Origin of the sequence: Vibrio agarilyticus (genome assembly GCF_012641465.1) — a bacterium.
In the GTDB taxonomy this organism is placed as follows: domain Bacteria; phylum Pseudomonadota; class Gammaproteobacteria; order Enterobacterales; family Vibrionaceae; genus Vibrio; species Vibrio agarilyticus.
The window spans coordinates 23,890-50,611 of sequence record NZ_JABAIK010000016.1; the positions used below are offsets into that span (position 1 = coordinate 23,890).

At 48.6% G+C, this 26,722-nt stretch carries 24 protein-coding genes; 19 read left to right on the forward strand and 5 right to left on the reverse strand.

Features of this window, described 5'->3' with window-relative positions; genetic code table 11:
* The first annotated feature begins 455 nt into the window (after window positions 1-455).
* Window positions 456-4,349, forward strand: a complete 3,894-nt coding sequence (purL, locus tag HGP28_RS14600; protein WP_168837214.1) for a phosphoribosylformylglycinamidine synthase — start codon at window positions 456-458, stop codon at window positions 4,347-4,349.
* A 329-nt stretch (window positions 4,350-4,678) separates the two neighbouring features.
* Window positions 4,679-4,987, forward strand: a complete 309-nt coding sequence (locus HGP28_RS14605) for a DUF3622 domain-containing protein (RefSeq protein ID WP_168837215.1) — start codon at window positions 4,679-4,681, stop codon at window positions 4,985-4,987.
* 67 nt (window positions 4,988-5,054) lie between these two features.
* On the opposite strand, the gene HGP28_RS14610 is transcribed toward HGP28_RS14605, so the two are convergent.
* A complete protein-coding gene (locus HGP28_RS14610; protein WP_168837216.1) occupies window positions 5,055-6,122 on the reverse strand; it encodes a succinylglutamate desuccinylase/aspartoacylase family protein in 1,068 nt (355 codons plus the stop codon).
* Between the two features lie 431 nt (window positions 6,123-6,553).
* Here HGP28_RS14610 and HGP28_RS14615 point away from each other — a divergent pair, with 431 nt between their 5' ends.
* Window positions 6,554-7,084, forward strand: coding sequence for a DUF3332 family protein (locus tag HGP28_RS14615; protein ID WP_168837217.1), 531 nt, complete (start codon window positions 6,554-6,556; stop codon window positions 7,082-7,084).
* Window positions 7,085-7,171: 87 nt separating this feature from the next.
* Here HGP28_RS14615 and HGP28_RS14620 read toward each other — a convergent pair whose 3' ends face one another.
* Entirely contained in the window at window positions 7,172-8,644 is a 1,473-nt protein-coding gene (locus HGP28_RS14620) for an aminoacyl-histidine dipeptidase (RefSeq protein WP_168837218.1), read from the reverse strand.
* A 398-nt stretch (window positions 8,645-9,042) separates the two neighbouring features.
* On the opposite strand from HGP28_RS14620, the gene vcdP reads away from it, so the two are divergent.
* The 15 genes from vcdP to pgpA all read left to right on the forward strand — a co-directional run bounded on the left by vcdP (window position 9,043) and on the right by pgpA (window position 22,440).
* Window positions 9,043-9,129 carry a small protein VcdP gene (gene vcdP / locus HGP28_RS19510; RefSeq protein ID WP_500691551.1) on the forward strand — a complete coding sequence of 29 codons (87 nt, stop codon included), beginning with the start codon at window positions 9,043-9,045 and terminating at the stop codon, window positions 9,127-9,129.
* A gap of 415 nt (window positions 9,130-9,544) precedes the next feature.
* Window positions 9,545-10,834: an NCS2 family permease gene (locus HGP28_RS14625; protein ID WP_168837219.1), complete on the forward strand. Its 1,290-nt coding sequence runs from the start codon at window positions 9,545-9,547 to the stop codon at window positions 10,832-10,834.
* A 288-nt stretch (window positions 10,835-11,122) separates the two neighbouring features.
* A complete protein-coding gene (gpt, locus tag HGP28_RS14630) occupies window positions 11,123-11,587 on the forward strand; it encodes a xanthine phosphoribosyltransferase (RefSeq protein ID WP_168837220.1) in 465 nt (154 codons plus the stop codon).
* Between the two features lie 79 nt (window positions 11,588-11,666).
* Window positions 11,667-12,914, forward strand: coding sequence for an esterase FrsA (frsA, locus tag HGP28_RS14635; protein WP_168837221.1), 1,248 nt, complete (start codon window positions 11,667-11,669; stop codon window positions 12,912-12,914).
* Between the two features lie 152 nt (window positions 12,915-13,066).
* Complete coding sequence (gene crl, locus HGP28_RS14640) at window positions 13,067-13,456, forward strand: sigma factor-binding protein Crl (protein ID WP_168837283.1); 390 nt, start codon at window positions 13,067-13,069, stop codon at window positions 13,454-13,456.
* A gap of 256 nt (window positions 13,457-13,712) precedes the next feature.
* Window positions 13,713-14,867: a glutamate 5-kinase gene (gene proB, locus HGP28_RS14645; RefSeq protein ID WP_168837222.1), complete on the forward strand. Its 1,155-nt coding sequence runs from the start codon at window positions 13,713-13,715 to the stop codon at window positions 14,865-14,867.
* A 15-nt stretch (window positions 14,868-14,882) separates the two neighbouring features.
* Entirely contained in the window at window positions 14,883-16,133 is a 1,251-nt protein-coding gene (locus HGP28_RS14650) for a glutamate-5-semialdehyde dehydrogenase (protein WP_168837223.1), read from the forward strand.
* A gap of 202 nt (window positions 16,134-16,335) precedes the next feature.
* Window positions 16,336-16,785: a transcriptional regulator NrdR gene (gene nrdR / locus HGP28_RS14655; RefSeq protein WP_168837224.1), complete on the forward strand. Its 450-nt coding sequence runs from the start codon at window positions 16,336-16,338 to the stop codon at window positions 16,783-16,785.
* A 3-nt stretch (window positions 16,786-16,788) separates the two neighbouring features.
* Window positions 16,789-17,922: a bifunctional diaminohydroxyphosphoribosylaminopyrimidine deaminase/5-amino-6-(5-phosphoribosylamino)uracil reductase RibD gene (gene ribD, locus HGP28_RS14660; protein ID WP_168837225.1), complete on the forward strand. Its 1,134-nt coding sequence runs from the start codon at window positions 16,789-16,791 to the stop codon at window positions 17,920-17,922.
* 53 nt (window positions 17,923-17,975) lie between these two features.
* The gene (locus HGP28_RS14665; RefSeq protein ID WP_168837226.1) at window positions 17,976-18,641 is read left to right on the forward strand and encodes a riboflavin synthase; all 666 of its coding nucleotides are present in this window, start codon (window positions 17,976-17,978) and stop codon (window positions 18,639-18,641) included.
* Window positions 18,642-18,664: 23 nt separating this feature from the next.
* Window positions 18,665-19,777 carry a bifunctional 3,4-dihydroxy-2-butanone-4-phosphate synthase/GTP cyclohydrolase II gene (ribBA, locus tag HGP28_RS14670; RefSeq protein WP_168837227.1) on the forward strand — a complete coding sequence of 371 codons (1,113 nt, stop codon included), beginning with the start codon at window positions 18,665-18,667 and terminating at the stop codon, window positions 19,775-19,777.
* Window positions 19,778-19,951: 174 nt separating this feature from the next.
* Window positions 19,952-20,422 (forward strand): 6,7-dimethyl-8-ribityllumazine synthase, encoded by a 471-nt coding sequence (ribH, locus tag HGP28_RS14675; RefSeq protein WP_168837228.1) that lies wholly within the window; start codon window positions 19,952-19,954, stop codon window positions 20,420-20,422.
* Window positions 20,423-20,434: 12 nt separating this feature from the next.
* Complete coding sequence (gene nusB, locus HGP28_RS14680) at window positions 20,435-20,890, forward strand: transcription antitermination factor NusB (protein ID WP_168837229.1); 456 nt, start codon at window positions 20,435-20,437, stop codon at window positions 20,888-20,890.
* Between the two features lie 70 nt (window positions 20,891-20,960).
* Window positions 20,961-21,941: a thiamine-phosphate kinase gene (gene thiL / locus HGP28_RS14685; RefSeq protein ID WP_168837230.1), complete on the forward strand. Its 981-nt coding sequence runs from the start codon at window positions 20,961-20,963 to the stop codon at window positions 21,939-21,941.
* Window positions 21,934-22,440, forward strand: a complete 507-nt coding sequence (pgpA, locus tag HGP28_RS14690; protein ID WP_168837231.1) for a phosphatidylglycerophosphatase A — start codon at window positions 21,934-21,936, stop codon at window positions 22,438-22,440. Before thiL ends, pgpA begins: the two co-directional genes overlap by 8 nt.
* 180 nt (window positions 22,441-22,620) lie before the next feature.
* Here pgpA and dxs read toward each other — a convergent pair whose 3' ends face one another.
* The 3 genes from dxs to xseB are packed head-to-tail and all read right to left on the reverse strand — an operon-like array spanning window position 22,621 to window position 25,663.
* Window positions 22,621-24,498, reverse strand: a complete 1,878-nt coding sequence (dxs, locus tag HGP28_RS14695) for a 1-deoxy-D-xylulose-5-phosphate synthase (protein WP_168837232.1) — start codon at window positions 24,496-24,498, stop codon at window positions 22,621-22,623.
* Window positions 24,499-24,518: 20 nt separating this feature from the next.
* Window positions 24,519-25,403, reverse strand: coding sequence for a (2E,6E)-farnesyl diphosphate synthase (gene ispA / locus HGP28_RS14700; RefSeq protein ID WP_168837233.1), 885 nt, complete (start codon window positions 25,401-25,403; stop codon window positions 24,519-24,521).
* Window positions 25,404-25,420: 17 nt separating this feature from the next.
* The gene (xseB, locus tag HGP28_RS14705; protein WP_168837234.1) at window positions 25,421-25,663 is read right to left on the reverse strand and encodes an exodeoxyribonuclease VII small subunit; all 243 of its coding nucleotides are present in this window, start codon (window positions 25,661-25,663) and stop codon (window positions 25,421-25,423) included.
* A 289-nt stretch (window positions 25,664-25,952) separates the two neighbouring features.
* Between xseB and pomA the strand changes: the two genes are divergently transcribed.
* Complete coding sequence (gene pomA, locus HGP28_RS14710) at window positions 25,953-26,717, forward strand: flagellar motor protein PomA (protein ID WP_168837235.1); 765 nt, start codon at window positions 25,953-25,955, stop codon at window positions 26,715-26,717.
* Window positions 26,718-26,722 lie beyond the last annotated feature (5 nt).

The following is a 26,722-nucleotide window of genomic DNA, read 5'->3' on the forward strand; positions in this document are numbered from 1 at the left end:
CGTCAACAAAGCTGATGAACCAAGACAGCTCGCCCTTTGGGAGCCGATCACTGAACTGATGGCTGCGTTAAACAACTTGAAAATAGACTGGCTATTTCGCTACGTTGTTTGCCTTGCACTCAGCCCAGTGAGTCGGCTCTGAATCCTGCATCTTGAGGTCACTTGGGTATACATGCTTCTAAGCAAGATCAATTTGGCTTGATTTCAAAATTGGTAAAAAAAGTGACGCAAACGGTTGCTTTTGGTGTTACATCACAAAAATAAATTCGATATAATGCGCCCGCAATGGCTGCTGCTGAGATTTTATCTGTAATATCCGATTGATTTTTAGACGATGTTTACACACTCATGAGACGCAGGCCAAGGTGACATCGGTATGAGTTCGAAGCGCAGTAGTAAGCCCAGTGAATTTATTCCAATATCACCTTAACTAATTGCACAAGAGACCTAAGCACATGAAAATTTTGCGCGGCTCCCCAGCTCTGTCTGAGTTCCGAGTTAACAAACTGCTTGAACTTTGTCGTGAATCTGATCTGCCTGTAACTGGCATTTATGCTGAGTTTATGCATTTTGCGGATTTAAATGCCGAATTGGCGGCAAGTGATGCCGAAAAGCTGGCGAAATTGCTGACTTATGGGCCAACGATCGAAGAGCACGAGCCACAAGGTCTTTTGTTATTAGTCACACCTCGCCCAGGCACTATCTCGCCTTGGTCTTCTAAATCGACTGATATTGCACGTAACTGTGGCTTGAACGCGGTTAAGCGTCTTGAGCGCGGCACGGCTTATTATGTTGAATCCTCAGCGCCACTTTCAGCCGAGCAAATTCAAACCGTAAGTGCATTGATCCATGACCGCATGATGGAAGTGGTCTTTAGCGATATGGACGCGGCAGCCGCTTTGTTTACGGTGGCAGAGCCAAAGCCAGTTGCCCATGTGGATATTTTGTCCGGTGGCCGCGCAGCGCTTGAAGAAGCAAACGTTTCCCTTGGTTTGGCATTGGCCGATGATGAAATCGATTATTTGGTGGAAAACTTTACCAAACTGGGGCGCAATCCAAATGATATTGAGCTGATGATGTTTGCCCAAGCTAACTCAGAGCATTGCCGTCACAAAATTTTTAACGCCGATTGGACCATCGATGGCGTAGCACAACCCAAATCGCTGTTCAAAATGATCAAAAACACGTTTGAGCAGACACCGGATTACGTGCTGTCGGCCTACAAAGACAACGCGGCGGTGATGGAAGGTTCGCCTGTGGGCCGCTTCTTCCCTGATCCAGACAGCCGCCATTACACCTATCATCAAGAAGATGCACACATTCTGATGAAGGTGGAAACACACAACCATCCAACCGCCATTTCTCCTTGGCCAGGCGCATCAACGGGCTCTGGCGGTGAGATCCGCGATGAAGGCGCTACGGGTATCGGCGGTAAGCCTAAAGCGGGCTTGGTCGGTTTTACTACTTCGAACTTGCGTATTCCAGGCTTTGAGCAGCCATGGGAAACGGATTTTGGTAAACCGGGTCGCATTGTGAATGCGTTAGATATCATGCTGGAAGGCCCACTTGGTGGCGCGGCGTTTAACAACGAATTTGGCCGTCCTAATCTGCTCGGTTACTTCCGCACTTACGAAGAAAAAGTCACCTCTCACGCGGGTGAAGAAGTGCGTGGTTATCACAAGCCGATCATGATTGCTGGTGGTATGGGCAACATTCGCGATGAACATGTTCAGAAAAAAGAGATCCCCGTTGGCGCAAGTTTGATTGTACTGGGTGGCCCTGCAATGAACATCGGTCTCGGCGGTGGCGCAGCCTCTTCAATGGCGTCGGGACAGTCAGCGGAAGATCTTGATTTTGCTTCGGTTCAACGTGAAAACCCAGAAATGGAGCGTCGCTGCCAAGAGGTGATTGACCGTTGCTGGCAGATGGGCGAGGCGAACCCTATCGCGTTTATCCATGACGTGGGCGCCGGTGGTATCTCTAACGCGTTGCCTGAGCTGGTGAACGATGGCGAGCGAGGCGGTCGTTTCCAACTGCGTGATGTGCCAAATGATGAGCCGGGTATGAGCCCGCTTGAAATTTGGTGTAATGAATCACAAGAGCGCTATGTATTGGCGGTCGCGCCAGAGCATATGGCGACATTTGACGCGATTTGTCAGCGTGAGCGCGCGCCTTATGCGGTTGTTGGTGTCGCCACTGAAGAACGTCATTTGAGCCTTGAAGACAGTCACTTTGACAACACGCCAATCGATATGCCGATGGATATTTTACTTGGCAAGCCACCGAAAATGCACCGCGAGGCGACCACTCAAAAAGTGGTTAGCCCAGCACTTGATCGTCAAGGCATCGAGTTAAATGCTGCGCTTGATCGCGTGCTGCGTTTGCCAACAGTGGCGGAAAAAACGTTTCTTATCACCATTGGTGACCGCACGGTAACAGGTCTTGTTGCGCGCGATCAAATGGTCGGACCTTGGCAGGTGCCTGTCGCCGATTGCGCTGTGACTGCCGCGAGCTATGACACCTATTACGGTGAAGCGATGTCAATGGGCGAGCGCACACCTGTGGCTCTGCTTGATTTTGGCGCGTCAGCGCGTTTAGCTGTTGGTGAAGCGTTAACCAACATTGCCGCGACGGATATCGGCGATATTAAACGCATTAAACTGTCGGCAAACTGGATGTCTCCAGCAGGTCACCCAGGCGAAGATGCTGGCTTGTATGAAGCGGTTAAAGCGGTTGGTGAAGAGCTTTGCCCGGCACTGGGTTTAAGCATTCCGGTCGGTAAAGACTCAATGTCGATGAAGACCAAGTGGCAAGACGACGGTGAACAAAAAGAAGTGACGTCACCACTGTCACTTATCATCACAGCGTTTGGTCGAGTGGAAGATGTGCGTAAAACGGTAACGCCACAGCTGCGTGTTGATCAAGGCGACACATCATTATTGCTGGTGGATTTAGGTAACGGCCAAAATCGCCTAGGTGCCACCGCGCTGGCGCAAGTGTATAAGCAGTTAGGTGATAAACCAGCTGATGTGGATAATGCCGCTGAATTGAAAGGTTTCTTTGATGCGATGCAGCATCTTGTGCGACAGGAGCTGCTGCTGGCTTACCACGACAAAGGCGATGGTGGCTTGGTGGTGACGCTGGCTGAAATGGCGTTTGCCGGTCATTGTGGCATTGAAGCCGACATCGCAGCATTGGGTGAAGACGCGCTAGCGGCGCTATTTAATGAAGAACTTGGCGCGGTGATCCAAGTGAAAAATAGCGATCTTGATACCGTGCTCTCGACATTGGCGGCGCATGGTCTTGAGGCGTGCTCTCATGTACTTGGTTCTGTTGCGAACTCGAATCAAGTGCTGATCAAACAAAATGGCACGCCATTGATTGACCGTTCGCGCACTGAACTTCGCACGATTTGGGCTGAGACCACTCATAAAATGCAAGCACTGCGTGACAACCCAGCTTGCGCGGATCAAGAGTTTGCCGCTAAGCAAGACGATAACGACCCCGGTTTGAATGTGTCATTGAGCTTTGATGTGAATGAAGACATTGCTGCGCCATACATTCTTAAAGGCGCTAAGCCGAAAATGGCGATTTTGCGTGAACAAGGCGTTAACTCCCATGTCGAAATGGCGGCAGCGTTTGACCGCGCTGGATTTGAAGCCACAGACGTGCATATGAGTGACATCCTTTCAGGCTCAGTTGGGTTGGATGCGTTCCACGGTTTGGTGGCGTGTGGCGGTTTCTCTTACGGTGATGTGCTGGGCGCCGGCGAAGGTTGGGCGAAATCGATTTTGTTCAATGCGCAAGCTCGCGCGGAGTTTGAAGGCTTCTTTACTCGTGACAATACCTTTGCGTTAGGGGTGTGTAACGGCTGTCAAATGCTATCAAACCTGAAAGAGTTGATCCCAGGGGCTGATTTGTGGCCACGTTTTGTGCGCAATGAATCTGAGCGCTTTGAGGCGCGTTTTAGCTTAGTGGAAGTACAGGAATCAGACTCACTGTTCTTATCCGGTATGGCAGGCTCACGTATGCCAATCGCCGTGTCTCATGGTGAAGGTCGCGTTGAAGTGCGCGATGCGCAGCATTTAGCCGCGTTAGAAAGTTCGAGTACGATTGCGCTGCGTTATGTGGATAATTTTGGTCGTCCGACTCAGCATTATCCTAATAACCCCAATGGGTCGCCAAACGCCATTACCGGTTTAACGACCGCAGATGGCCGCGTCACGATTATGATGCCGCACCCTGAGCGCGTATTCCGTACGGTAGCGAACTCTTGGGCCCCAAGCCAGTGGGGAGAAAACGGCGCTTGGATGCGTATGTTCCAAAATGCACGCAAGCACCTTGGCTAAAGCGCATGCGATGATAAGCCTTACCGAGCTATGATCTAAAGTCAGTAGCAACTTAAGGTCAGTTGAGTATAATGACGCGCCTGAACAGGGCGCGTCTTTTTTTGCGCTATCCCCGTTCTATTTGAAGTTTCAGGGCAAATTAAGGGTTTGCTCTTAGAAAGCTTGTGACATAGTTTATCTATGTTTACGAAGTGCTCAGAGGCTTTGCTTGCTGTCTACCGGCAATGCCAAACCGTTTGGGTGTATATCCTTTCTGCTTGAAGATACAAGGTGGTCTGGGTATATGCATTTTTGAATAGTTTATTCCGCTCTCCATAGGAACATCAGTCATGTCTAAAAACAAAAAGTTTGCGATTCGCGTGATAGAAAAGCGTAACGGATGGAGTGCCGAAATCACCCGTCAAGTTACTTCTCGTAAAGTTGTCGTGTCAAAGCGTGAAACCGGTTTTGATAGCGAAGCGGCAGCGCAGGCGTGGGGTGAAACCACGTTGGCAGAGTTTGTGCAAAATCAAGTCGTGCGTAATGAGCGTAAAGCGGTTCAGCGTCAAGAGCGCGAAGCGGCGGCTTTGGCGAGTGCCAAACGCCCGCGCGCCGAGCGAGCTACCGACGAAAATGATGAAGACGACGATATCGAATAAGCTTCGATGATGTAAAAAGCCCTGAATTATCAGGGCTTTTTGTTATGCTCATATATGGGTATAGACCCTAAAGAGACTCTAGCGGGATCTGCCCTGTTGTAAGGGGCTCTACATCGTATTCACCGAGCTCTTCGATGTAGCTTTCAACGACATGTTCAACCAACTCATCATCTTGCTTGAAATAGGCGATATGGAAAATCGCGTCGCCTTCATTCACTAACGGCAATGTTTGCTGACCAATAATGATGCCGCCTTTTGGCGCGGTAAGCGCCACTTCATCGTGACCCAGTGGTGAGCTAATAAAGGCCAACGTTTCCCCTTCGTCCACTTTGTCACCCAAATTCACTTGGGTGCGCAACACGCCATTGCCGGGAGCGCGCACCCAACTGGTTGATTTCGCAATCACTGGCGCGGGTAACTGTTTGCGACTCGGACGCAGCATGCCAATCGCTTGCATCACGCGCTGCACGCCAAGCACCCCTGCACTGATAGAGAGGGGGTCAAAACGCAGCGCTTCGCCCGCTTCATAGGTTAACACTGGAATATCACACTTTTCAGCTTCACTACGTAAAGAGCCATCGCGTAGCGCAGAGTCGATAATCACAGGAGTAGCAAATGCTTTGGCAATGCGTAGCGTTTCTGCATTGCTTAAATTGGCACGAATTTGTGGCAAGTTAGTGCGGTGGATTGCACCAGTGTGTAAGTCCAAAATGTAATCGCAGCGTTTTGCTATGGTGTCAAAAAACGCGTGTGCCATACGAGAGGCTAATGCGCCTTTGTCGCTGCCGGGAAAACAGCGGTTGAGATCTCGACGGTCAGGCAGGTAGCGGGATTTATGAATAAAGCCAAATACGTTAACAATCGGCACCGCAATCACCGTGCCTTTGAGTTTTTTCGGATCAAGCAAGTTGATCATTTGACGCACGATTTCAACGCCATTCAGTTCATCGCCATGAATCGCGGCATTGATAAGGAGTACAGGGCCTTCAAGTTTGCCATTGATCACTTCAACCGGTATGGAAAGCGGCGAGTGAGTATAAAGCTGAGCGACGTCCATTTCCGTCGCAAGGCGCGATCCTGGCTTAATTTCATGACCAAGAATGTGAAAGGATTTGTTGTTTTTTGTTCCAGTCATAGTACATCTCATCCGTAAAAATTTTCCAAACTGTAACAACTGGCGAAATGATCTCCCTAATCAACCTTCAAGTGATGACGACAAAAAAACACTATCGTCATGATGATTATTTTGCGCCTAAATTTGAGAATTAACTTATAACTAATTAATTTATAAAAACTTTATTTTGTGCTGTGACTGTGCGCTTTAATGGGGAGTGTTGAAAAATATTTCGCTTAATTATTTGGCATTCGTATGCTTTTGCACCATCTGGACAAAAACAGTAAACTTCGCGCCTATTTTTTAACGTCTTTCTCTATTTTGTTTGTTTTACGGTAGATACTAACGCGGTTTATACGATGGCTTTGTGACTCATTGATAAACAACGTTAGAACGATGCTCGCAACAATCGCAACAGAGAAAGAGGTAGTGCATTTAGAGGTAAAATACACATGCGCATGGCAAAATTAGCGGCAGTTGTCGCAGTAGTGGGCTCACTGTCGGGCTGTGTTGGTAGTAACGCGGTGACCGGTTACTTGATGGAAATGAACTTGAAAGCGGTTGATAACCGTTACGCGCGTGGTGGCCTTAACATGCTTTTGGCACCTGTGTATGGCATCACAGTTGCGGCGGATTACATTGTGTTTAACTCACTTGAGTTTTGGACTGGTAAAAACCCACTATCGGGTTCATCGCACATCTTTGATACCAAGATGAAAACTTTCATCGATGTGAATCATAAGCTGGATAAGTCATTGACCACAGCGCCAATTAAACCACTTGCTAACCGCGTAATTGAACAAGGCCAAATTGAGCAGCTTGATCAAAATACCTTGCAAATGCACATCACCTACAACACTGGTGAAACGGCGACCCTACTAGGTGTGCGTGACGGCGAAACCGTTACTTATTACCTTGATGGTGATGTTGTTGCACAGACAACCATGGACGAGTTGGCTGCCTACGCTGCCGCTCGTGCATAATACTCGCCTAACATCAGAGTAATATACTCTTGCTACGTTGTTTGGGTATCGGGGCCGAAAAGGCCCCTTTTTGATCGCTTAATCAAATCACGCTTTGACGGGAATCGCTTTAAGCAACGCGATCATCTGTTGCCAAAAGAGCGCGACACTAGCAATGTTTACTTTCTCGTCGGGCGAATGAGGAAACTTAATCGTTGGGCCGAATGAGACCATGTCCATATCAGGATAAGGTTCTTTGAATAGACCACATTCAAGCCCTGCATGAATGACCATAATATTAGGCAGTCGGCCATAGAGCGACTGATACATAGTGCGAAAGCTTGCCATGATGGCTGAGTCGGGGTTGGGTTTCCAACCTGGGTAGGCACCGGAGAAGGCCATTTCAGCGTGCGCTAACTGCGCTAAAGCGCGTAGCATTCCTTCAACCTGTTCACGACCAGAGTCAATCAGTGAACGGATCAAACACAATACCGTGATCTCGTCGCTCTCAGTGGTGATAACGCCCACGTTTAGTGATGTTTCAACCACGCCTGTCACCTCGTCACTCATGCGAATTACGCCATTAGGACACGTATGTAACGCGGCGATAAAACGGCGCTGATCCTCAAGGGTAAAAGTTTGTGTGGCCGCATCAACAGATTCATTGAGTGTGGTGAGCCCGGTTTCAATCGCCCCAAGCTCTTGCTGTAATAGCGTTTGATAAGCATCAAACCGTTCTGCCAACTGGTTTTGCTGCGCTTTAGTCACGGCGAGCGTCACAAAGGCTTCACGTGGAATGGCGTTGCGTAAGCTGCCACCACGAAAATCCACTAAACGCCAGTCAATATCATCACAGTGATCGGCAAGAAAACGCGCCATCAATTTGTTTGCATTACCGCGGCCAGTATCAATATCACAACCAGAATGACCGCCTTTTAACCCTTTGAGCGTCAGCCTTCGAGTCTCATACCCTTGGGTAAGTGGCGCGCGTTGCATGCGAAACGTCAGTGATGCGTCAACACCCCCAGCGCAGCCCATGTAAACTTCACCTTCTTGCTCTGAATCGGTGTTGAGCAAAATGTCACCTTCAAGCCAACCCGACTCAAGACCAAATGCTCCGGTCATACCCGCTTCTTCGTCAATAGTGAGTAACACTTCAAGCGGGCCATGTTCGATATCAGTCGCAGCAAGGACGGCTAAGCAGGCGGCAAGACCAATGCCATTGTCGGCGCCTAAGGTTGTGCCTTGAGCTGTGACCCAATCGCCATCAATGATGGGTTTGATAGGGTCACGCGTAAAGTCGTGAACCGTCTCTTCATTCTTTTGTGGCACCATATCAATATGAGCCTGCAAAACCACACCTTTGCGATTTTCCATCCCCGATGTGGCTGGTTTTTTGATAAATAGATTACCGGTCGCGTCTCGGCGGACTGGTAGTCCCAATTCAGTCACCCAAGTCACAATCGCTTGTGCTAATGCTTCTTCATGTTTTGAAGGATGAGGAATGGCGCAAATGTCGTCAAAATATTGCCAAACAGCGGTTGGCGTGAGTTGACGAATTGAGGTTTGGGATTCGAACATGTAAAACTCCTTATTCGATGGTAGCACCAGTTATGTACTCAGAGGCTTTGCTCGTTTGGTGCCGACTTGGACCTTCAAGTTGTTTAAGCATATCACTGTCGTGGTATGTCGAGTAGCGATGGTAAGTCCCGTGGGTAAACGTTTAGCGACATAAATTGGTCTAATGAAAGTTGAAATTCATAATTCTGTAATTAAATTACATTTTACAGTGCCTTCATGGCTAATTTGGGTGAAAAATGTGATCTTGATGAGTTATTGATTGTAATTTATTTTCTTTATGGTATTTTTGTTTGGTCTTCAGCGTCGAAGATCAAATGCTCAAAGGACGAGTCCGATTTATCGCCTCCAAGGAACCGAGAAATCAGCATGTATTCAATTGATTTTATAAGGTGATAGCGATGAAAGGTTTACCTAGTGCAATGTTCTGGAATACCTCAACGGTATATATCAGCAATTTTGTGTATCCCACGAGCTTTGGTTATTGATAGCGAAAGCATGTGATCGAACATTAGTGTTCACCCCTATATTTTTTTGAAATTTCGATGCAACCCTATGGGGTTGTCTGATTTCACCGCCACTCATCGAGTGGCGTTTTTTTTGCCTCAAACTCTACCATTGATAAAAATTACGTAAGTTTCTTTCGATTTTGCCGCAATTTACGTCGCAAAAAATGACATTGATTCGTACTGCACCGGACAAAAAATGCATGAATCTGCCGTGCCTTCAGAACTTTATCAAATTTAATTAATGAGTTACGGCAGTTTCTTTTCAGTGATAACTCGTGATGATGAGCATGTTTAGAGTGAAAATTCTATCTGGAATTTAATGACGGATCTCTCTATAATGCACAGCCAATCGTTTACGCAATCGTTTTCTTCTTGTTCATTTTAGGACCCCATCATGCTTGAAAAGCTATTTAAACTCAGTGAAAACGGCACAACAGTGCGGACTGAAGTTCTAGCCGGGATCACTACGTTCCTGACTATGGCTTACATCATTTTCGTTAACCCTGCAATGCTAGCAGATGCGGGTATGGATAAAGGCGCGGTATTTGTCGCGACTTGTCTTGCTGCGGCTATTGGCTGTTTCATCATGGGTTTTGTTGCCAACTATCCGATTGCACAAGCGCCGGGTATGGGACTAAATGCCTTCTTCACCTACGGTGTTGTTTTGGGCATGGGCCACACTTGGCAAGTCGCCCTGGGCGCCGTGTTTGTCTCGGGTGTAATTTTCATGGCTTTGAGTATTTTTAAGGTTCGTGAATGGATCATTAACTCAATTCCATTATCTCTGCGTACCGGGATTTCTGCGGGTATCGGTCTTTTCTTAGCGTTTATCGGTTTGCAAAACGCGGGTGTGGTCATTGATAACCCTGCAACGCTTGTGAGCCGTGGCGACATCACCAGCCTTAAGCCTGCGCTTGCAGCATTAGGTCTATTTTTGACTATTGCGTTGGTGTATCGCGGTGTGCGCGGCGCTGTTATGGTCGCAATCCTTGTTGTCACCGCAATTGGTATTGCCGTTGGTGATGTTCAATGGGGCGGCTTAATGGCGACGCCACCAAGCATTGCGCCAACCTTTATGCAGATGAACATTGCTGATGTATTTGAAGTTGGCATGATTTCAGTGGTGTTTGCCTTTTTGTTCGTCGATCTTTTTGACACGGCTGGAACCCTAGTGGGCGTTGCAACCAAAGCAGGCTTTATTAAAGAAGATGGCAAGCTACCACGTTTGGATAAAGCACTATTGTCTGACTCAACGGCAACCTGTGTGGGTGCTGTGTTAGGTACTTCAAGCACGACCTCTTTTGTCGAATCCACAGCAGGTGTTGCTGCCGGTGGCCGCACGGGTTTGACCGCGGTTGTGGTTGGCGTTCTTTTCCTATTGGCGCTCTTTTTCTCACCATTGGCTGGCATGATCCCCGCGTATGCGACCGCTGGCGCTCTGTTCTATGTTGCGATTTTGATGATGTCTGGCTTGGTCGCGGTTGATTGGCGTGATTTGACAGAAGCGGCGCCGGTGGTAGTGACCTGCTTATTGATGCCTCTAACGTACTCAATTGCGGAAGGTATCGCGCTTGGCTTTATTTCTTACGCTGTGATCAAGCTGCTTAGCGGTAAAGGCCGTGAAGTTTCTGCTAGCGTTTGGGTGCTATCGGCGATTTTTGTCGCAAAATACGCGCTTCAATAAATGCCATCAATCGCGTAACCAATGGTTCGCACTGACTGACTAACAATTTGCGAGCTGCGTTGAAACAGCAAAATTCAAACAGCGAAAGTGAATTGATATCGAATATTCTAACGCCATAGCGGCCTGTGCTGCTTGGCGTTTATTTTTGCCCTCGATCATTGGTATTAGCGTGCAGTTTCGGTAGAATAAACGTTTGCGTCGGGGTCTACCCTGTGCCACAAACCCATCGCACTAGCGCCGCGTCGACAGACTTGGGCACGCCAGTTTTTAATTTATTAGGTTATTATAATGAGCAACAAATTCATCATCACTTGGGATAACATGCAGACTTACTGCCGTCAGCTTGCTGAAAAGCAGATGCCAGCAGAGCAGTGGAAAGGGATCTGGGCGGTGAGCCGCGGTGGTCTTGTTCCTGGTGCTATTTTGGCACGTGAGCTGGGCATTCGTTATGTCGATACGATTTGTATCTCGAGCTACGATCATGATCATCAACGTGATATGACGGTTGTAAAAGCACCTGAAGGCGATGGTGAAGGGTATTTGATTGTCGAAGATCTCGTTGACAGTGGTGATACAGCGCGTAAATTACGTGAAATGTACCCGAAAGCAAAGTTGATTGCTGTGTGTGCGAAACCGTCTGGCGCAGCACTTTTAGACGAGTACATTGTCGATATTCCACAAGAAACATGGATTGAGCAACCTTGGGATACCACTATCCAATACGTTGAGCCTATCAATCGTAAACAAAAATAATCGACAGTTTGAATTTGAAAAATGACCCACTTTTGGGTCATTTTTTCTTTGTCACGCTTGCGACCACGGAGTGCCGTTTATGAACGATGAGATCAGTAAAAATCTCTCGGAAACCTTATTTGTCAATCACAAACAAGCCAAAGAAACCTCGACATTAACCCGTTATATGCCAAGCAGTGAAGAGCGTTTGGTGACGCAGCGTGAAGCTCAGGGGCAAGCTTGGTATCGCAATTTGCGTCGCTTATTGTGGACTTGGCAAGGCGTTGATCCGATTGAAATGGAAGCGGTGTTTGCTCGTATTGCCTCCTCAACGCATTCGCGCAGTGAGGAGCAGTGGCTGGATACTGTAATGGGGTTTCGCGGTGGTAACTGGGCGTTTGAGTGGACACGGTTAGGCGCGAAATACAGAGCAGAAAGCGCCACATTAACCAATGAACCAGCGGCACAAGCGCTTTTCCAAGCCGCGCTCTGTTATAGCATTGCCAGCTACCCTCATTTAAGAAACGACAATCTTGCAAGTCAAGCGCGCATATTAGCCTTTGAAACCTACGAACAGGCAGCAAAGCAGAGCCCGTATATTGTTAAAACCATCGAAGTGCCGTATCAAAATCGCAAGGTGCTCGCCTATCTTCACTTGCCGAATACCGACAACCCCAAACCCGCCGTATTGGTGAGTGGTGGGTTGGAGAGCTTACAAGTTGATATGTGGCGATTATTTCACGACCACTTAGCGCCGCGTGATTTTGCAATGATCACCGTCGATATGCCATCACTTGGCCACAGCGCTCACTGGCCATTAACCGAAAACAGCAGCGAGCTGCACCAAGCGGTTTTGTGTGAGTTAGCGAAACTGCCCTGGGTTGATCACCATCGCGTCGGATTATTAGGGTTTCGTTTTGGCGGCCATGCCATGACCCGTTTGGCGTTTTTAGAGCAAGACAAGGTCAAAGCGTGCGCGGTGTTAGGCGCGCCAGTTCATGAACTGTTTGTCGCGCCACAGCGTTTGCAGGCCATGCCCAAGATGTACTTAGATGTGCTCGCATCACGTTTAGGCAAAAATGGCGTCGATATTGGCAGTTTGGCCGGTCAAATGCTGGCATGGTCGCTTAAATTGCAAGGGTTTCTTGCCAACCGAAAAACGCCAGTGCCGATTTTGGCGCTCAGTATTGAAGGCGATCCCGTTTCATCGCTGAGTGATAATCGCATGGTGGCAACGTATAGCCGATATGGCAGAGCGAAGCAGATCCCGTCAGACAATATTACACAAGGATATGAGCAAGCCCTCGATTTAGCGATAAAGTGGCTTGAAGATGAAATAGTTGCGTGACAATTCCAATGAAATGCTCAAAATTGAAACAAGATGCATATTGGGTTGAATGATTGAGTTTCATGTCATTAACTGAATACATCAGGAAGTCGGGCCTTTGCCTAGGCGGTGACTTAAAGGGGCTTTGCCCAGTTGTATACGGAGATTCAGTGATGACCGATGAGATTAAAGCGCCAACGCATAATCGCTTGCTAGCGAAAATGCGTGCGATTGGGCCGTATTTACGCGACCCTCAATCGCAAGAAGGGAATTATTATTTTGACTGCTTGTCGGTGTGCGTCGACGATAAACAGTCGCCAGAGTGCCGCGAATTTTTTGGCTGGTGGATGGAATTAACCGCCGTAGAAGGCGGATTTCAAGCACTTTATCGTATCGGCAAATACGATATCGATGGTGAGTGGCAGGCGCTTGAACTGCCTAAAAACGTACTCAAGGAAGTGACGCAAACACAACAACTGTTTCACGATAAGCTTGATCAAATGTTGAATACGCACTTTAGGTTGACGGTTGAGGTTCACGATAAATCGGCGGTATTTGACTAAACCTTTTCGATTTAAAGTCGCAGCGTTTCTCATCACATAGTTTCTGTATGCGCAGAGACTTCGTTCGTTTGCTGCTTACCTGTAACTCTAGGTCGTTTGGCTATAACACGCTATTTGACCATAAATCGCTGAGTTATTGACGGCAAAACCAAATTTAGAATAGAAAAGGTGCGTTTATCGCACCTTTTCTGCTTGTGAATTGGGCTATTGATTGTTAAAACAACGTCTCACTTTCTGTTTCACGTTAGAAGAGATAATGGCAACGAATCAACACAATGCTGCGCTTGATACGCAAAGTGCGACGGCAACAAAGACCGTTGTGGTCAAATTGGGCACCAGTGTATTGACGGGCGGCACGCTCGCCTTAGACCGAGCGCGTATGGTCGACTTAGTCCGTCAGTGCGCAGAGCTGAAAAAGCAGGGACACGCAGTCGTTGTGGTGTCATCTGGCGCTATCGCCGCAGGTCGTGAACATTTGGGTTACCCGGCGTTGCCTAATGCCATGGCGAGTAAACAGCTTTTGGCTGCGGTGGGGCAAAGTCAGTTGATTCAAGTATGGGAGTCTCTGTTTGCGATTTACGGGCTGAAGATCGGCCAAATGTTGCTGACTCGCGCTGATCTTGACGATCGTGAGCGCTTTTTGAACGCTCGCGATACCATCAATGCGTTAGTCGAAAATGACATCATTCCTGTTGTGAACGAGAATGACGCCGTGGCGACAAACGAAATCAAAGTTGGCGACAATGACAATCTTTCTGCGTTAGTGGGAATCTTATGTGGCGCAGACAAATTGCTGCTGCTGACTGACCAAAAAGGGCTGTTTACCGCCGATCCGCGCAAAGACCCAAATGCTGAGCTCATCAAAGAAGTGACAACCATCGACGACACCCTGCGCAAGATTGCCGGTGGCAGTGGTACCACATTGGGCACGGGTGGTATGGCAACCAAACTGCAAGCGGCTGATATTGCGCGTCGTGCTGGCATTGAAGTGATTATCGCGGCAGGCAGCGGTGATAACGTGATTTTCGACTCGCTCAGTGAAACACCACAAGGCACGCGTTTTCTACCTTGCTCAGAAGCATTGGAGAACCGTAAGCGTTGGATTTTAGCTGGGCCTGCGGCCTCGGGTGACATTGTCGTTGATCAAGGCGCGGTAAAAGCGATGCAAACCAAAGGCAGCAGTTTGCTGGCAAAAGGGGTGGTGCATGTACGGGGTAATTTTGCGCGAGGTGAAGTGGCGCGCGTGACCGATGCTCAAGGCGTTTTAATTGCTCGTGGTATTGTCAGTTACTCAAGTGAAGATTTAAGCAAAATCGCCGGATGTCACAGTAAAGAGTTCATCACATTGATCGGTCACGATTACGGCGCAGAAGTGATTCATCGTGACGACATGGTCGTGATCACCGAATAATCGTAAGGAGGCGATATGGATTTAATTGAATTAGGTAAAGCGGCCAAGTCGGCGGCTTTTCATCTTGCGACGGCATCGACCGCACAAAAAAATCGAGCACTGGCCATCATTGCCGATGAGCTAGAGGCACATCAAGAGATCATTCTAGCGGCGAATGCCAAAGACATTGAGCTGGGTCGTGCTTCAGGTATGACTGATGCGCTGCTAGATCGTCTGTTACTCAATGAAACTCGGCTTATCGGCATTGCAAACGATGTGCGCAATGTGATTCAACTGAATGACCCTGTGGGCAGCGAAATTGACAGTCGAGTGCTGGAAAATGGCATGTCACTGGCGCGTCGCCGCGTGCCGCTGGGTGTGGTGGGGGTGATCTATGAAGCGCGCCCTAATGTCACGATAGACATTGCAGCCTTGTGTTTGAAAACGGGGAACGCCAGCATTCTACGCGGAGGAAAAGAGACCTTTTTCTCGAATATGGCACTTGTTGAAGTGATCCAAAACGCCCTAGCAAAGGCGGAGTTACCCGCCGCATCGGTGCAATATATTGAAAAGCCAGATCGTGAATTGGTATCGCAACTGCTCAAACTGGATCAGTATGTGGATATGATCATTCCGCGTGGTGGTGCGGGTTTACACAAAATGTGCAAAGAAAATAGCACAATTCCGGTGATCATCGGCGGATTTGGTATCAGTCATATTTTTGTCGATGAATCCGCAGATTTAACCAAATCACTGGCGGTGATAGACAACGCGAAAATGCAGCGCCCTTCAGCGTGCAATGCTCTTGATACCTTATTGGTTCACCAAGCGGTTGCCGCGCAGTTATTACCGCAGTTAGCTGAGCGCTTAAGCGATAAATTAACGTTTGTTGCCACCCCTGAGGCATACCGCTTACTTGAAGGTGTGGCAATGCGACGTGAAGCGCAAGCGGGCGATTTTGATACCGAATGGCTGAGTTACACCCTTGGGGTCAAAGTGGTTGCGTCACTTGATGAGGCGATTGAACACATGCGTGAGCACAATGCCAGCCACTCGGATGCCATTTTGACGCGCGATCTGTTCAACGCAGAGCGCTTTATCAACTCAGTCGACTCCGCAGCAGTGTACGTTAATGCGTCAACGCGCTTTACCGACGGAGCTCAATTTGGTCTTGGCGCCGAAGTGGCGGTATCGACCCAGAAACTTCACGCACGTGGGCCTATGGGGCTTGAGGAGCTTACCTCGTATAAATGGGTTGGCAAAGCCGACTATCTCATTCGCAGTTAAGAGCGATATGCTTTCAACGGTAGCGTGTTGAAGTATCAATCGAGATAAAGAAGGGAAGCGAGCGGCTTCCCTTCTTGGTTTTACCAATTAAATGCGAGTGGCATGGGATCTCGCCAAAGAGCACGAAACAAACCTATCGTGAATGATGACTTGGGGATAGCAATTCCGCTACACTGGCACGGTAATTAATTTTGGAGGTGTTATGCATTGTCCTTTTTGTTGTGAAAACGACACCAAGGTAATTGATTCTCGACTGGTTGCCGATGGTCATCAAGTGCGTCGCCGACGTCAATGTTTGGCGTGTAACGAGCGCTTTACTACTTTTGAGACTGCTGAATTAGTCATGCCAAAAGTGATCAAATCCAATGGCAATCGTGAACCGTTTGACGAAGATAAAATGGTGAATGGTATTCAACGCGCATTAGAAAAAAGGCCTGTGAGCGCCGATGCGGTTGAATTGGCGATCAGTATGATCAAATCACAATTACGCGCGACGGGCGAACGTGAGGTGCCGAGCGAGATGATTGGTAATTTGGTGATGGATCAACTGAAAGATTTGGATAAAGTGGCGTTTATTCGTTTTGCCTCGGTATATCGTAGCTTTGAAGACATTCGAGAGTTTGGCGAAGAGATCGCGAAACTGGAAGATTAAGCAATGACAGAATTTCAAGGAAATTCACGACAGGCTGAGCCTTGGAGCGCGTTTGATCACCAAATGATGGCGCGCGCCATTGGGTTGGCTAAGCGGGGCCAATTTACCACAGCGCCGAATCCAAATGTCGGTTGCGTATTGGTGAAAGAGCGCTGCATCGTGGGTGAAGGGTATCATCACCGCGCGGGTGAGCCTCATGCGGAAGTTCATGCGCTGCGAATGGCGGGCGACAAAGCGCGCGGCGCGACGGCTTATGTGACGCTGGAGCCATGCTCTCATTATGGCCGCACGCCGCCTTGTGCCAAAGGTCTGATTGAAGCGGGTGTGGCTCGCGTGGTGTGTGCGATGCAAGACCCAAACCCGCAAGTGGCTGGCCGAGGGATCGCGATGCTGCGCGAGGCCGGTGTTGAAGTCTCTGTCGGCCTACTCGAAAGCGACGCGAGAGCGTTGAATCCAGCCTTTATTAAGCGAATGCAAACGGGCCTGCCGTGGGTGCAGTTAAAGATGGCCGCCAGTCTCGATGGACAAACTGCTTTGGCAAATGGTGCCAGCCAATGGATAACCAGCCCACAAGCGCGTCAAGATGTGCAGCGTTATCGCGCGCAAGCTGGGGCGATTTTGTCCACCAGTCAAACCGTGCTTGCTGATAATGCCTCGTTGAACGTGCGTTGGCACGATTTACCTTTGAATGTTCAAGCCCATTACCCACAAACTCAATTGCGCCAACCGCTGCGCGTCATTCTTGATGCCAAACAGCGTTTAACCGCCGATTTGAAATTGTTTGATGGAGAAGGGGAACGGTTGATTTTATCCCCCGAGCACCCTGATTTTGCAACCTTGGGTTGTTCAACTCAAGGATTTGATTTAGCGGTAACGCTTGAGTATTTGGTGAGTCAGCACAATATCAATCATCTGTGGGTTGAAGCGGGGGCAACGCTGGCAAGTGGGCTGTTAAAGGCAGGCCTTGTCGATGAACTCATTGTTTATCTCGCCCCCAAATTAATGGGAAGCGATGGCCGAGGTTTGATTGGCGCGCTTGGTTTAACTCAGATGTCCAAGGCTATCGATTTACACTGGCGTGATATTCGTCAAATTGGCCCCGATTTGCGTTTAACCGCCAGTTTATCCGCATCGTAAAGATCGCGGTTTGTGCTCTAGCGTGAGCCACTTTTAAAGAGTAAGAATGATCAATGTTTACCGGAATTATTGAAGCAGTAGGAACCCTTGCGGCCATCACCCCTCGAGGTGAAGACATTAGCGTGACCGTTGATGTGGGCAAGCTCGATATGAGTGATGTTAAGCTGGGCGATAGCATCGCGACCAACGGCGTTTGTCTCACCGTTGTCGATTTTGGCGCGCGGCGCTTTAGTGCGGATTTGTCGCTGGAAACATTGAGCAAAACAGGGTTTGCTCAAGCCGAGGTGGGCGACAAGGTCAATTTAGAAAAAGCGATGCTGCCAACCACCCGCTTTGGCGGTCACATTGTGTCTGGGCATGTGGATGGCGTGGGTGAAATTATTGAACGTCATCATGTGGGACGCGCCATTGAATTTTGGGTCGCGATGCCTAGTTCGTTGAGCCGATATGTGGCCGAAAAAGGGTCGATTACCGTAGACGGTATCAGTTTAACCGTCAACGCATTACGCGAAGACGCGTTTAAGCTGACAATCGTGCCTCACACCAGCGATGAAACTACGATAAGCCAATTCTCAGTGGGGCGCCGAGTAAACCTTGAAGTGGATGTTCTAGCGCGCTATATGGAGCGACTGCTTACTGGCACTCAACGCGATGATAATGCATCCAGCTCATCGTCTCGATTAACGCTTGAATTTTTACAACAAAACGGCTTTGCCTAATTCATTATCAATAGGACGTAATTATGGCCATTAGTACGCCAAAAGAAATTATTGAAGATATTCGCGCCGGAAAAATGGTAATTTTGATGGACGATGAGGATCGTGAAAACGAAGGCGATCTGATCATGGCAGCCGAGTGCATTACACCGGAAGCAATTAATTTTATGGCAACGCATGGCCGCGGTTTGATCTGTTTGACCATGACAAAAGCCCGTTGTCAGCATTTGGGCTTGCCACCAATGGTGCAAGACAATAATGCCCAATACACCACTAACTTCACGGTATCGATTGAGGCCGCTGAAGGGGTGACTACGGGCATTTCGGCCGCCGACCGCGCGCGCACAGTGCAAGCTGCTGTTGCGCCTAACGCGAAAGCGGCCGATCTGGTTCAGCCGGGCCATATTTTCCCATTGGCTGCCCAAGAAGGTGGCGTGTTAACGCGCGCGGGCCATACCGAAGCCGGATGCGATTTGGCACGTTTAGCTGGGTTTGAGCCTGCGTCCGTGATTGTGGAAATTTTAAACGACGATGGCACCATGGCTCGTCGCCCTGATCTTGAAGTGTTTGCTGAAAAGCATGGCATCAAATTGGGTACCATCGCGGATTTGATTGAATACCGCAACAACACCGAAACGACGATTGAACGCGTTGCTCAGTGTCGTTTGCCAACCGAGTTCGGTGAATTTGACTTAGTCACTTACCGTGATGTCATCGATAACCAAATTCATTATGCGCTTCAAAAAGGCGTTATTACGTCTGAGCAGCCACCTTTGGTTCGTGTACACTTACAAGATACCTTCACCGACTTGTTGCGCAGTGACCGCAATGCAGAGCGCAGTTGGACACTCGAAAGTGCAATGAAACGCATTGGCGAACAAGGCGGCGTGTTGGTGATTTTGGCTAACGAAGAGTCACCGGAGCTGCTGATTCACCGCATTAAAATGTTTGAAGCGCAAGACAGTGGTCAAGCGCCGACCATGGCAAAAAAGCAGGGCACCTCACGCCGTGTTGGTCTAGGCTCACAAATTCTGGCCGATCTTGGAGTGACCGATATGCGTTTACTTTCATCAACGGATAAGAAATATCACGCTTTGGGTGGCTTTGGCCTGAATGTGGTTGAGACTGTGTGTGAATAATTCACGTCATGCTTACCGCGTGTGATGTCGTTTATCGAGTATCGTGACACACCAAAACTCAGTAAAAGGGCGCAATATTGCGCCTTTTTAATGAGTTAAATTTCCATTAGAATTCGCGCGCCGAATTGTGCTAGAATCCGGCGATTCTCACTATGACAAGTTAAAGGAAAGCGTATGCAAGTGATCGAGGGTGGATTCCCAGCGCCGGAAGCAAAAATTGCGATTGTGATCTCTCGTTTCAACAGTTTTATTAACGAAAGCCTACTCGCAGGTGCTATCGATACTTTGAAACGTCACGGGCAAGTGCGTGATGAGAATATCACTGTTGTGCGTTGTCCTGGTGCGGTTGAGCTACCATTGGTTGCTCAGCGTGTTGCAAAAACAGGCAAATTTGACGCTATCGTATCGCTTGGTACAGTGATCCGTGGTGGTACGCCACACTTTGACTATGTATGTAGTGAATGTAACAAAGGTTTGGCTCAAGTGTCTTTGGAATACAGTCTTCCAGTGGCATTTGGTGTTTTGACCGTTGATACTATCGATCAAGCTATTGAACGCGCGGGAACCAAGGCTGGTAATAAAGGAGCAGAAGCTGCTCTTAGCGCACTTGAAATGATTAATGTTCTTTCTGAAATTGATTCCTAATGGGGGCCTAGTGTGAAACCAGCCGCACGCCGTAACGCACGTCAATTTGCTCTACAAGCGATCTACTCTTGGCAAATTACTAAAGAGAATGTCGCCACTATCGAGCAACAATTTTTATCTGGCGACAAGTACGATGACGAAGAACTTCGTGCTACTGAGCCAGCCCTTGTTGCGCCAGAAACTGACGTTGCCTATTTCCGTGATTTATTGACCGGTGTTGTGCTTAGCCACACAGAGCTGGATTGTAAGATCCGCCCTTATACATCACGTCCAATGCAAGATCTTGATATGATGGAGCTTGCACTGCTGCGTCTCGCAATGTACGAGATGACACGCCGCGATGATGTCCCTTACAAAGTGGTCATCAACGAAGCTATTGAACTGGCAAAAGTGTTTGCTGCGGAAGATAGCCATAAATTTGTTAATGGTGTACTGGATAAAGCTGCGCCTCACGTGCGTAAGAAATAATTGTCAGTCACAATTATCTAAGGTCAGCGTTTGCTGGCCTTTTTTATTCTCCAACAACAGGAAGGGTGCTGTGACGAGTGAATTTGGATTGATTGAGCGTTATTTCGTTGGGCGACAACCCTCACGCCCAGATGTCGTGCTTGCCGCTGGCGATGATTGTGCCTTAGTGGAGGTGCCAGCCGGCTATCAAGTGGCGATCAGTACCGACAGTGTGGTTGCAGGGACCCATTTTTTGGCGAATGCTGATCCTGCGGCCATTGCGCATAAAGCATTGGCCTCAAACTTAAGTGATTTGGCAGCAATGGGGGCAACGCCAGCTTGGGTCTCACTCGCGTTAACCTTGCCAAATGTCGATGAAGCTTGGCTTTCCCGTTTTTGTGACGCTTTTTTTGCCCTTGCTGATCAGCATCAGCTGCAATTGATTGGTGGTGACACCACCAAAGGGCCACTGGCGATTACGCTGACGGTGCAAGGGCTCGTGCCGGTTGGGCAAGCGTTGCGCCGCTCTGGCGCGAGTGTGGGCGATGGCATCTATGTCACAGGTTCGCTCGGGGAAGCAAAGGCCGGACTGGACGTGATTTTACACCCTGATCAGCACCGTGAAACAGAGGCGCAAACCTTGGTAGATGCTCATTATTTTAGTGAACCTCGAGTGGCGATAGGCCAGGCATTGCGCGGTCTTGCCAGTGCAGCGATTGATATTTCTGATGGCCTCATTGCTGATCTAGGCCATATTCTCGAGCGCTCCCAATGTGGTGCTAAGATCAATATCAGCCAACTTCCTATTTCTGCCTCATTGGCGCAATTCTTGCGAGAACGATCTCGCGCGTTACAATACGCTTTAACCAGCGGTGAGGAGTATGAGCTTTGCTTTACTGCTGCGGCCGACCATGACACTGCCGTTATGGCAATTGCTCAATCCTTGTCAGTGCCTATCACTCGCATTGGTGAAATTACTCAGACAGGGCAAATTGAACTTCACGATGATGGCGCCGCGCTGGATTGGCAATTAACCGGCTTTGATCACTTTAAGGATGAGAATAATGAGTGACCCATTAGCGCAGATTTCGTTAAAGAACCCATGGCACCTACTTGCAACGGGGTTTGGTAGTGGTTTATCCCCTTTGGTTCCCGGAACCATGGGAACGCTGGCGGCAGTGCCGTTTTTTCTTTTATTGGCGCAATTGCCAATAAGCGTTTATTTGGTGATTGTGGTAGTGGGCTTTGCGCTTGGCGTTAAGCTGTGCGCGGTAACATCACATGATATGGGAGTGCACGATCACGGCGCGATTGTCTGGGATGAGTTCATTGGCTTTTGGCTGACGATGACGGTGATGCCCTTGTGTCATATTCCACTGAGTGAGTGGCAATGGATCGTGACCGGCTTTGTGTTATTTCGACTGTTTGACATGATTAAACCATGGCCAATAAGCTGGCTTGATCGTCACGTACACGGCGGTTTTGGTATTATGGTCGATGACATGATTGCTGGTGTCATGGCCGGTTTAGCGCTTTATTTAGTTGGGTTTTATGCGGGTTGGTTAAATTGATGCCCTTGAGAATGGTGGCGGCGTAAGCTTGTCTCGCCGGTCGATTTATACCCTTCCCACTTAAATTTGCCGCCTACCTGCATCTTCAAATTGTTTGGGTATAGACTTGTTTTTAGTTCTTAACACGCCTCACCGTCGTTAGAAGGTGAGGCGTATTGAAAGACACAAGCGCTCGCAAGATCAGAGATAATCACGAATGCGAGCTTCAATGCCTTGAGCATCCAACCCAAGCTCGTGGTGCAGCTCCTCTTGAGTGCCCTGTGCAATAAATTTATCGGGCAAGCCAAGCATTAATATCGGTTTCGGGCACTTTTGCGCCATCAAATATTCTGCTACCCCAGAGCCTGCGCCGCCGGCAATGGCGTTCTCTTCTAGCGTGACCAACACATCATGGGTTTGGGCTAATTCAAGAATTAATGACTCATCAAGCGGTTTAACAAAGCGCATATCTGCAACCGTGGCGTCGAGATTGTCTGCTGCTATAAGGGCGTTAGGTAAAAACGTACCAAAGTTCAAAATCGCAACCTTGGTGGGTTGCGCCGAGTGAGTGGCGTGTCGAACGATGCGTCCTTTGCCTATTTCGAGCGCAGTAAAGGTTTTTTCAACCGTGACACCCGTACCACTGCCTCGAGGGTAACGTACCGCGCTTGGGCCTTGATGCTGGTGGCCGGTATAGAGCATTTGGCGACATTCATTTTCATCGCTTGGTGCCATGATCACCATGTTGGGAATGCAGCGCATGAAGCTAAGATCAAACGCGCCTTGGTGCGTCTGGCCATCTGCACCGACCAATCCCGCACGGTCAATCGCAAACATGACCGGCAAATCCATAATAGCGACATCGTGGATCAGTTGGTCATAACCGCGCTGTAAAAAGGTTGAATAAATCGCGACAATTGGGTGGTTGCCTGCAATCGCCATGCCGGTCGCAAGTGTCACTGCGTGCTGCTCTGCAATGGCCACGTCAAAGTACTGCTTTGGAAACTCTTTTGAAAAGCGCACCATACCCGAGCCTTCACGCATGGCCGGCGTAATCGCCATCAATTTCGAATCCATTGCTGCCATATCACACAGGAAATCTCCGAAGATATGTGAAAATGTTGGCTTGCTTGCTTTGTTTTTTGGTAGCTTATGCTGGCTTGGGTCAAATTTCGGTACCGCGTGATATCCGATAGGATCTTTTTCTGCGGGTGCATGACCTTTGCCTTTTTTGGTCATCACATGCAAAAATTGTGGCCCTTTTAAATCACGCATATTGCGCAAGGTTTTGACCAGCTCCACCACATCGTGGCCATCGACAGGGCCGATATAATTAAAGCCCAACTCTTCAAATAGTGTACCTGGCGCCACCATGCCTTTGAGATGCTCTTCTGTGCGCCGCATCAGCTCTTTGATGGGGGGAACACCAGCGAGCACTTTTTTACTGCTTTCGCGAATCGAGGTGTAAAAATTGCCACTAAGCAGTTGCGCTAAATGTTTGTTCAGCGCGCCGACGTTTTCAGAAATCGACATTTCGTTGTCATTGAGGATCACCAGCATATCGCTGTGAACATCCCCTGCGTGGTTCATGGCCTCAAATGCCATGCCCGCCGTAATAGCACCATCACCAATCACACTGACGATTTTGCGATTTTTGCCCTCACGCTCAGCGCAGATAGCCATGCCAAGTCCTGCACTAATAGAGGTTGAAGAGTGCCCTACCGACAATACGTCGTAGACGCTCTCTTCGCGCCATGGAAAGGGATGAAGACCTTCTTTTTGACGAATGGTTGAAAGGCGCTCACGGCGACCAGTCAGAATTTTATGCGGGTAGGCTTGGTGACCAACATCCCAAATGAGCCGATCAAATGGGGTGTTGTAAACATAATGAAGTGCCACAGTCAGTTCAACCGCGCCAAGGCCCGACGCAAGATGGCCACTGGTTTGACTGACTGAGTTGAGCAAATAACTTCTTAGCTCATCACACAAGATTGGCAACGTCTCTTTGGGAAGTAGGCGCAATGCGTCCGGATCGTCTGCTAATGCCAGTGTGGGGTATTTGGAAATATCAAGAGTCATAAATCTGCGCTTTGTTCGAGTTAGTTTTTGCGCTCGATGACATATCGGGCGAACTCTTCGAGTAACTGAGTATTGTAGGGAATCGCATCTAAAGCGTGTAACGCATCTTGTAACAGAGTTTGTGCTTTATCGATGGCGCCGTTTATCCCTAGCAGTGATGGATAGGTGCTCTTGTTGAGAGCCTGATCCGAACCTTGTGGTTTACCCAAGGTTTGAGTATCACTAATAATGTCTAAAATATCATCTTGCACTTGAAAGGCGAGACCGATCGCCGCTGAATAGCGCGCAAGTTGTGGCAAAATTGCGACGCCTTTCTCACCGGCTGCGAGAGCACCTAGTGTCACAGCGCAACAGATTAACGCCCCTGTTTTATGGCGGTGAATCGCTTCCAATTCTGCCAAGCTGACCTGACAATTTTCTGCCGCAAGATCTAATGCTTGACCAATGCACATACCCGCAGCACCTGAGGCGCGCGCAAGCGCTTGAACCATTTGAATTCGCTGCGGCTCGGCATTGGCGTCAAGGGCACCCTCTGCCAGTATAGTAAATGCGAGCGTTTGCAGCGCGTCACCAGTTAAAATCGCCGTCGCTTCATCAAACTTGATATGACAAGTTGGCTGTCCTCGGCGCAGCGCGTCGTCATCCATGGCGGGAAGATCATCATGAATGAGTGAATAGGCGTGAATGCATTCAATTGCCGCAGCCGGTGTATCAAGATACTGCTCATCTAAACCGAGCATGTTTCCTGTGGCATAGACCAAAAAAGGCCTTGCTCGTTTTCCACCCAGCAACAGGCCATGGTGCATCGCCTTAAGCAGAGATTGCTCTTGATACGGCAGTTGCGCCAGCCAGTGATTAAGGTGATGGATATTGCGCTGCTGATAGTGGGCGAGCGCATCAAGCATGATTGAATTCATTGGCGTTAATTGGCGTTTGGGTCAAAGTCACTGAGTGGTGCAGAGTCATCGTTGCTGAGTAAAATGTGTACTCGCTGCTCGGCATCGCTTAATTTCCCTTGGCCAGCACGCGCCAGACTGATGCCACGTTCAAATTTTTTCAACGCGTCATCAAGGGCCAGATCGCCATTTTCCAATTGAACAACCAAGGTTTCTAACTCATTGATTGTTTCTTCAAATGTCATGTTCTCTGGTCGTTTTGTCGCCATATTCCATTTCACCTAAGTTGTTGTGCCCGCACGTTACTTCAGTGCGTCAATCGGGGCAAATCCCAATAAGAGCGCATGATAACATCATTTCGCCAGTCAAGATAAGCGCTGTGTGAATCAGTTGTGAGCATGTTGCTGCAAGGGGTTGGGTGAATGCTCTGTCGTGGCGATTTTGCGCTGGTTAAAATGAAATTTTGTGACTTGTAGGCCAAGAAAAAACTAAAAGATCATTCTTTGTTGTCGATAACAAGATTACTCTATTTAGGTCCAAGAGTATCAGGAGAGCGGTGTGGATTTAGCAACCCTTATAGGTTTAATTGGCGGTCTGGCGTTTGTCATTATGGCAATGGTGCTGGGCGGCAGCTTGTCAATGTTTGTCGATGTCACATCCATTTTGATTGTGGTCGGCGGATCGACGTTTGTGGTGTTGATGAAATTCACCGTCGGCCAGTTTTTTGGTGCAGCCAAAATTGCAGGCAAAGCCTTTGTCTTTAAAGCCGATGAGCCGGAAGTGCTTATCGCAAAAGTGGTTGAAATGGCCGATGCGGCGCGTAAAGGCGGCTTTTTGGCTCTTGAAGAGATGGACATTCCCAACAGCTTTATGCAAAAAGGGATTGATCTTTTGGTGGACGGTCACGATGCCGATGTGGTTCGCGCTGCACTGCAAAAAGACATTGCCTTAACAGAAGAGCGTCATATTCAAGGGGGTAAAGTCTTTACTTCATTTGGTGATGTGTCGCCATCGATGGGAATGATAGGGACTCTCGTTGGCTTGGTGGCCATGCTCTCAAACATGGATGATCCTAAAGCGATTGGTCCTGCCATGGCGGTTGCACTTCTCACCACGCTTTATGGCGCGGTATTAGCGAACATGGTGTTTTTCCCAATTGCGGACAAATTGGCGCTGCGCCGTGATCAAGAAACGTTAAATCGTCGTTTGATTATGGATGGTGTGTTGGCGATTCAAGATGGACAAAACCCTCGAGTGATTGATAGTTATCTTAAAAACTACCTCAATGAAAGCAAACGTGGTTTGAATGTGGATGGCGATTAAGCGAG

Coding starts and splice junctions, on each gene's coding strand:
- purL (WP_168837214.1), top strand. CDS start 456: ATGAAAATTTTGCGCGGCTCCCCAGCTCTGTCTGAGTTCCGAGTTAAC.
- HGP28_RS14605 (WP_168837215.1), top strand. CDS start 4,679: ATGTCTAAAAACAAAAAGTTTGCGATTCGCGTGATAGAAAAGCGTAAC.
- HGP28_RS14610 (WP_168837216.1), bottom strand. CDS start 6,122: ATGACTGGAACAAAAAACAACAAATCCTTTCACATTCTTGGTCATGAA.
- HGP28_RS14615 (WP_168837217.1), top strand. CDS start 6,554: ATGCGCATGGCAAAATTAGCGGCAGTTGTCGCAGTAGTGGGCTCACTG.
- HGP28_RS14620 (WP_168837218.1), bottom strand. CDS start 8,644: ATGTTCGAATCCCAAACCTCAATTCGTCAACTCACGCCAACCGCTGTT.
- vcdP (WP_500691551.1), top strand. CDS start 9,043: ATGAAAGGTTTACCTAGTGCAATGTTCTGGAATACCTCAACGGTATAT.
- HGP28_RS14625 (WP_168837219.1), top strand. CDS start 9,545: ATGCTTGAAAAGCTATTTAAACTCAGTGAAAACGGCACAACAGTGCGG.
- gpt (WP_168837220.1), top strand. CDS start 11,123: ATGAGCAACAAATTCATCATCACTTGGGATAACATGCAGACTTACTGC.
- frsA (WP_168837221.1), top strand. CDS start 11,667: ATGAACGATGAGATCAGTAAAAATCTCTCGGAAACCTTATTTGTCAAT.
- crl (WP_168837283.1), top strand. CDS start 13,067: ATGACCGATGAGATTAAAGCGCCAACGCATAATCGCTTGCTAGCGAAA.
- proB (WP_168837222.1), top strand. CDS start 13,713: ATGGCAACGAATCAACACAATGCTGCGCTTGATACGCAAAGTGCGACG.
- HGP28_RS14650 (WP_168837223.1), top strand. CDS start 14,883: ATGGATTTAATTGAATTAGGTAAAGCGGCCAAGTCGGCGGCTTTTCAT.
- nrdR (WP_168837224.1), top strand. CDS start 16,336: ATGCATTGTCCTTTTTGTTGTGAAAACGACACCAAGGTAATTGATTCT.
- ribD (WP_168837225.1), top strand. CDS start 16,789: ATGACAGAATTTCAAGGAAATTCACGACAGGCTGAGCCTTGGAGCGCG.
- HGP28_RS14665 (WP_168837226.1), top strand. CDS start 17,976: ATGTTTACCGGAATTATTGAAGCAGTAGGAACCCTTGCGGCCATCACC.
- ribBA (WP_168837227.1), top strand. CDS start 18,665: ATGGCCATTAGTACGCCAAAAGAAATTATTGAAGATATTCGCGCCGGA.
- ribH (WP_168837228.1), top strand. CDS start 19,952: ATGCAAGTGATCGAGGGTGGATTCCCAGCGCCGGAAGCAAAAATTGCG.
- pgpA (WP_168837231.1), top strand. CDS start 21,934: ATGAGTGACCCATTAGCGCAGATTTCGTTAAAGAACCCATGGCACCTA.
- dxs (WP_168837232.1), bottom strand. CDS start 24,498: ATGACTCTTGATATTTCCAAATACCCCACACTGGCATTAGCAGACGAT.
- ispA (WP_168837233.1), bottom strand. CDS start 25,403: ATGCTTGATGCGCTCGCCCACTATCAGCAGCGCAATATCCATCACCTT.
- xseB (WP_168837234.1), bottom strand. CDS start 25,663: ATGGCGACAAAACGACCAGAGAACATGACATTTGAAGAAACAATCAAT.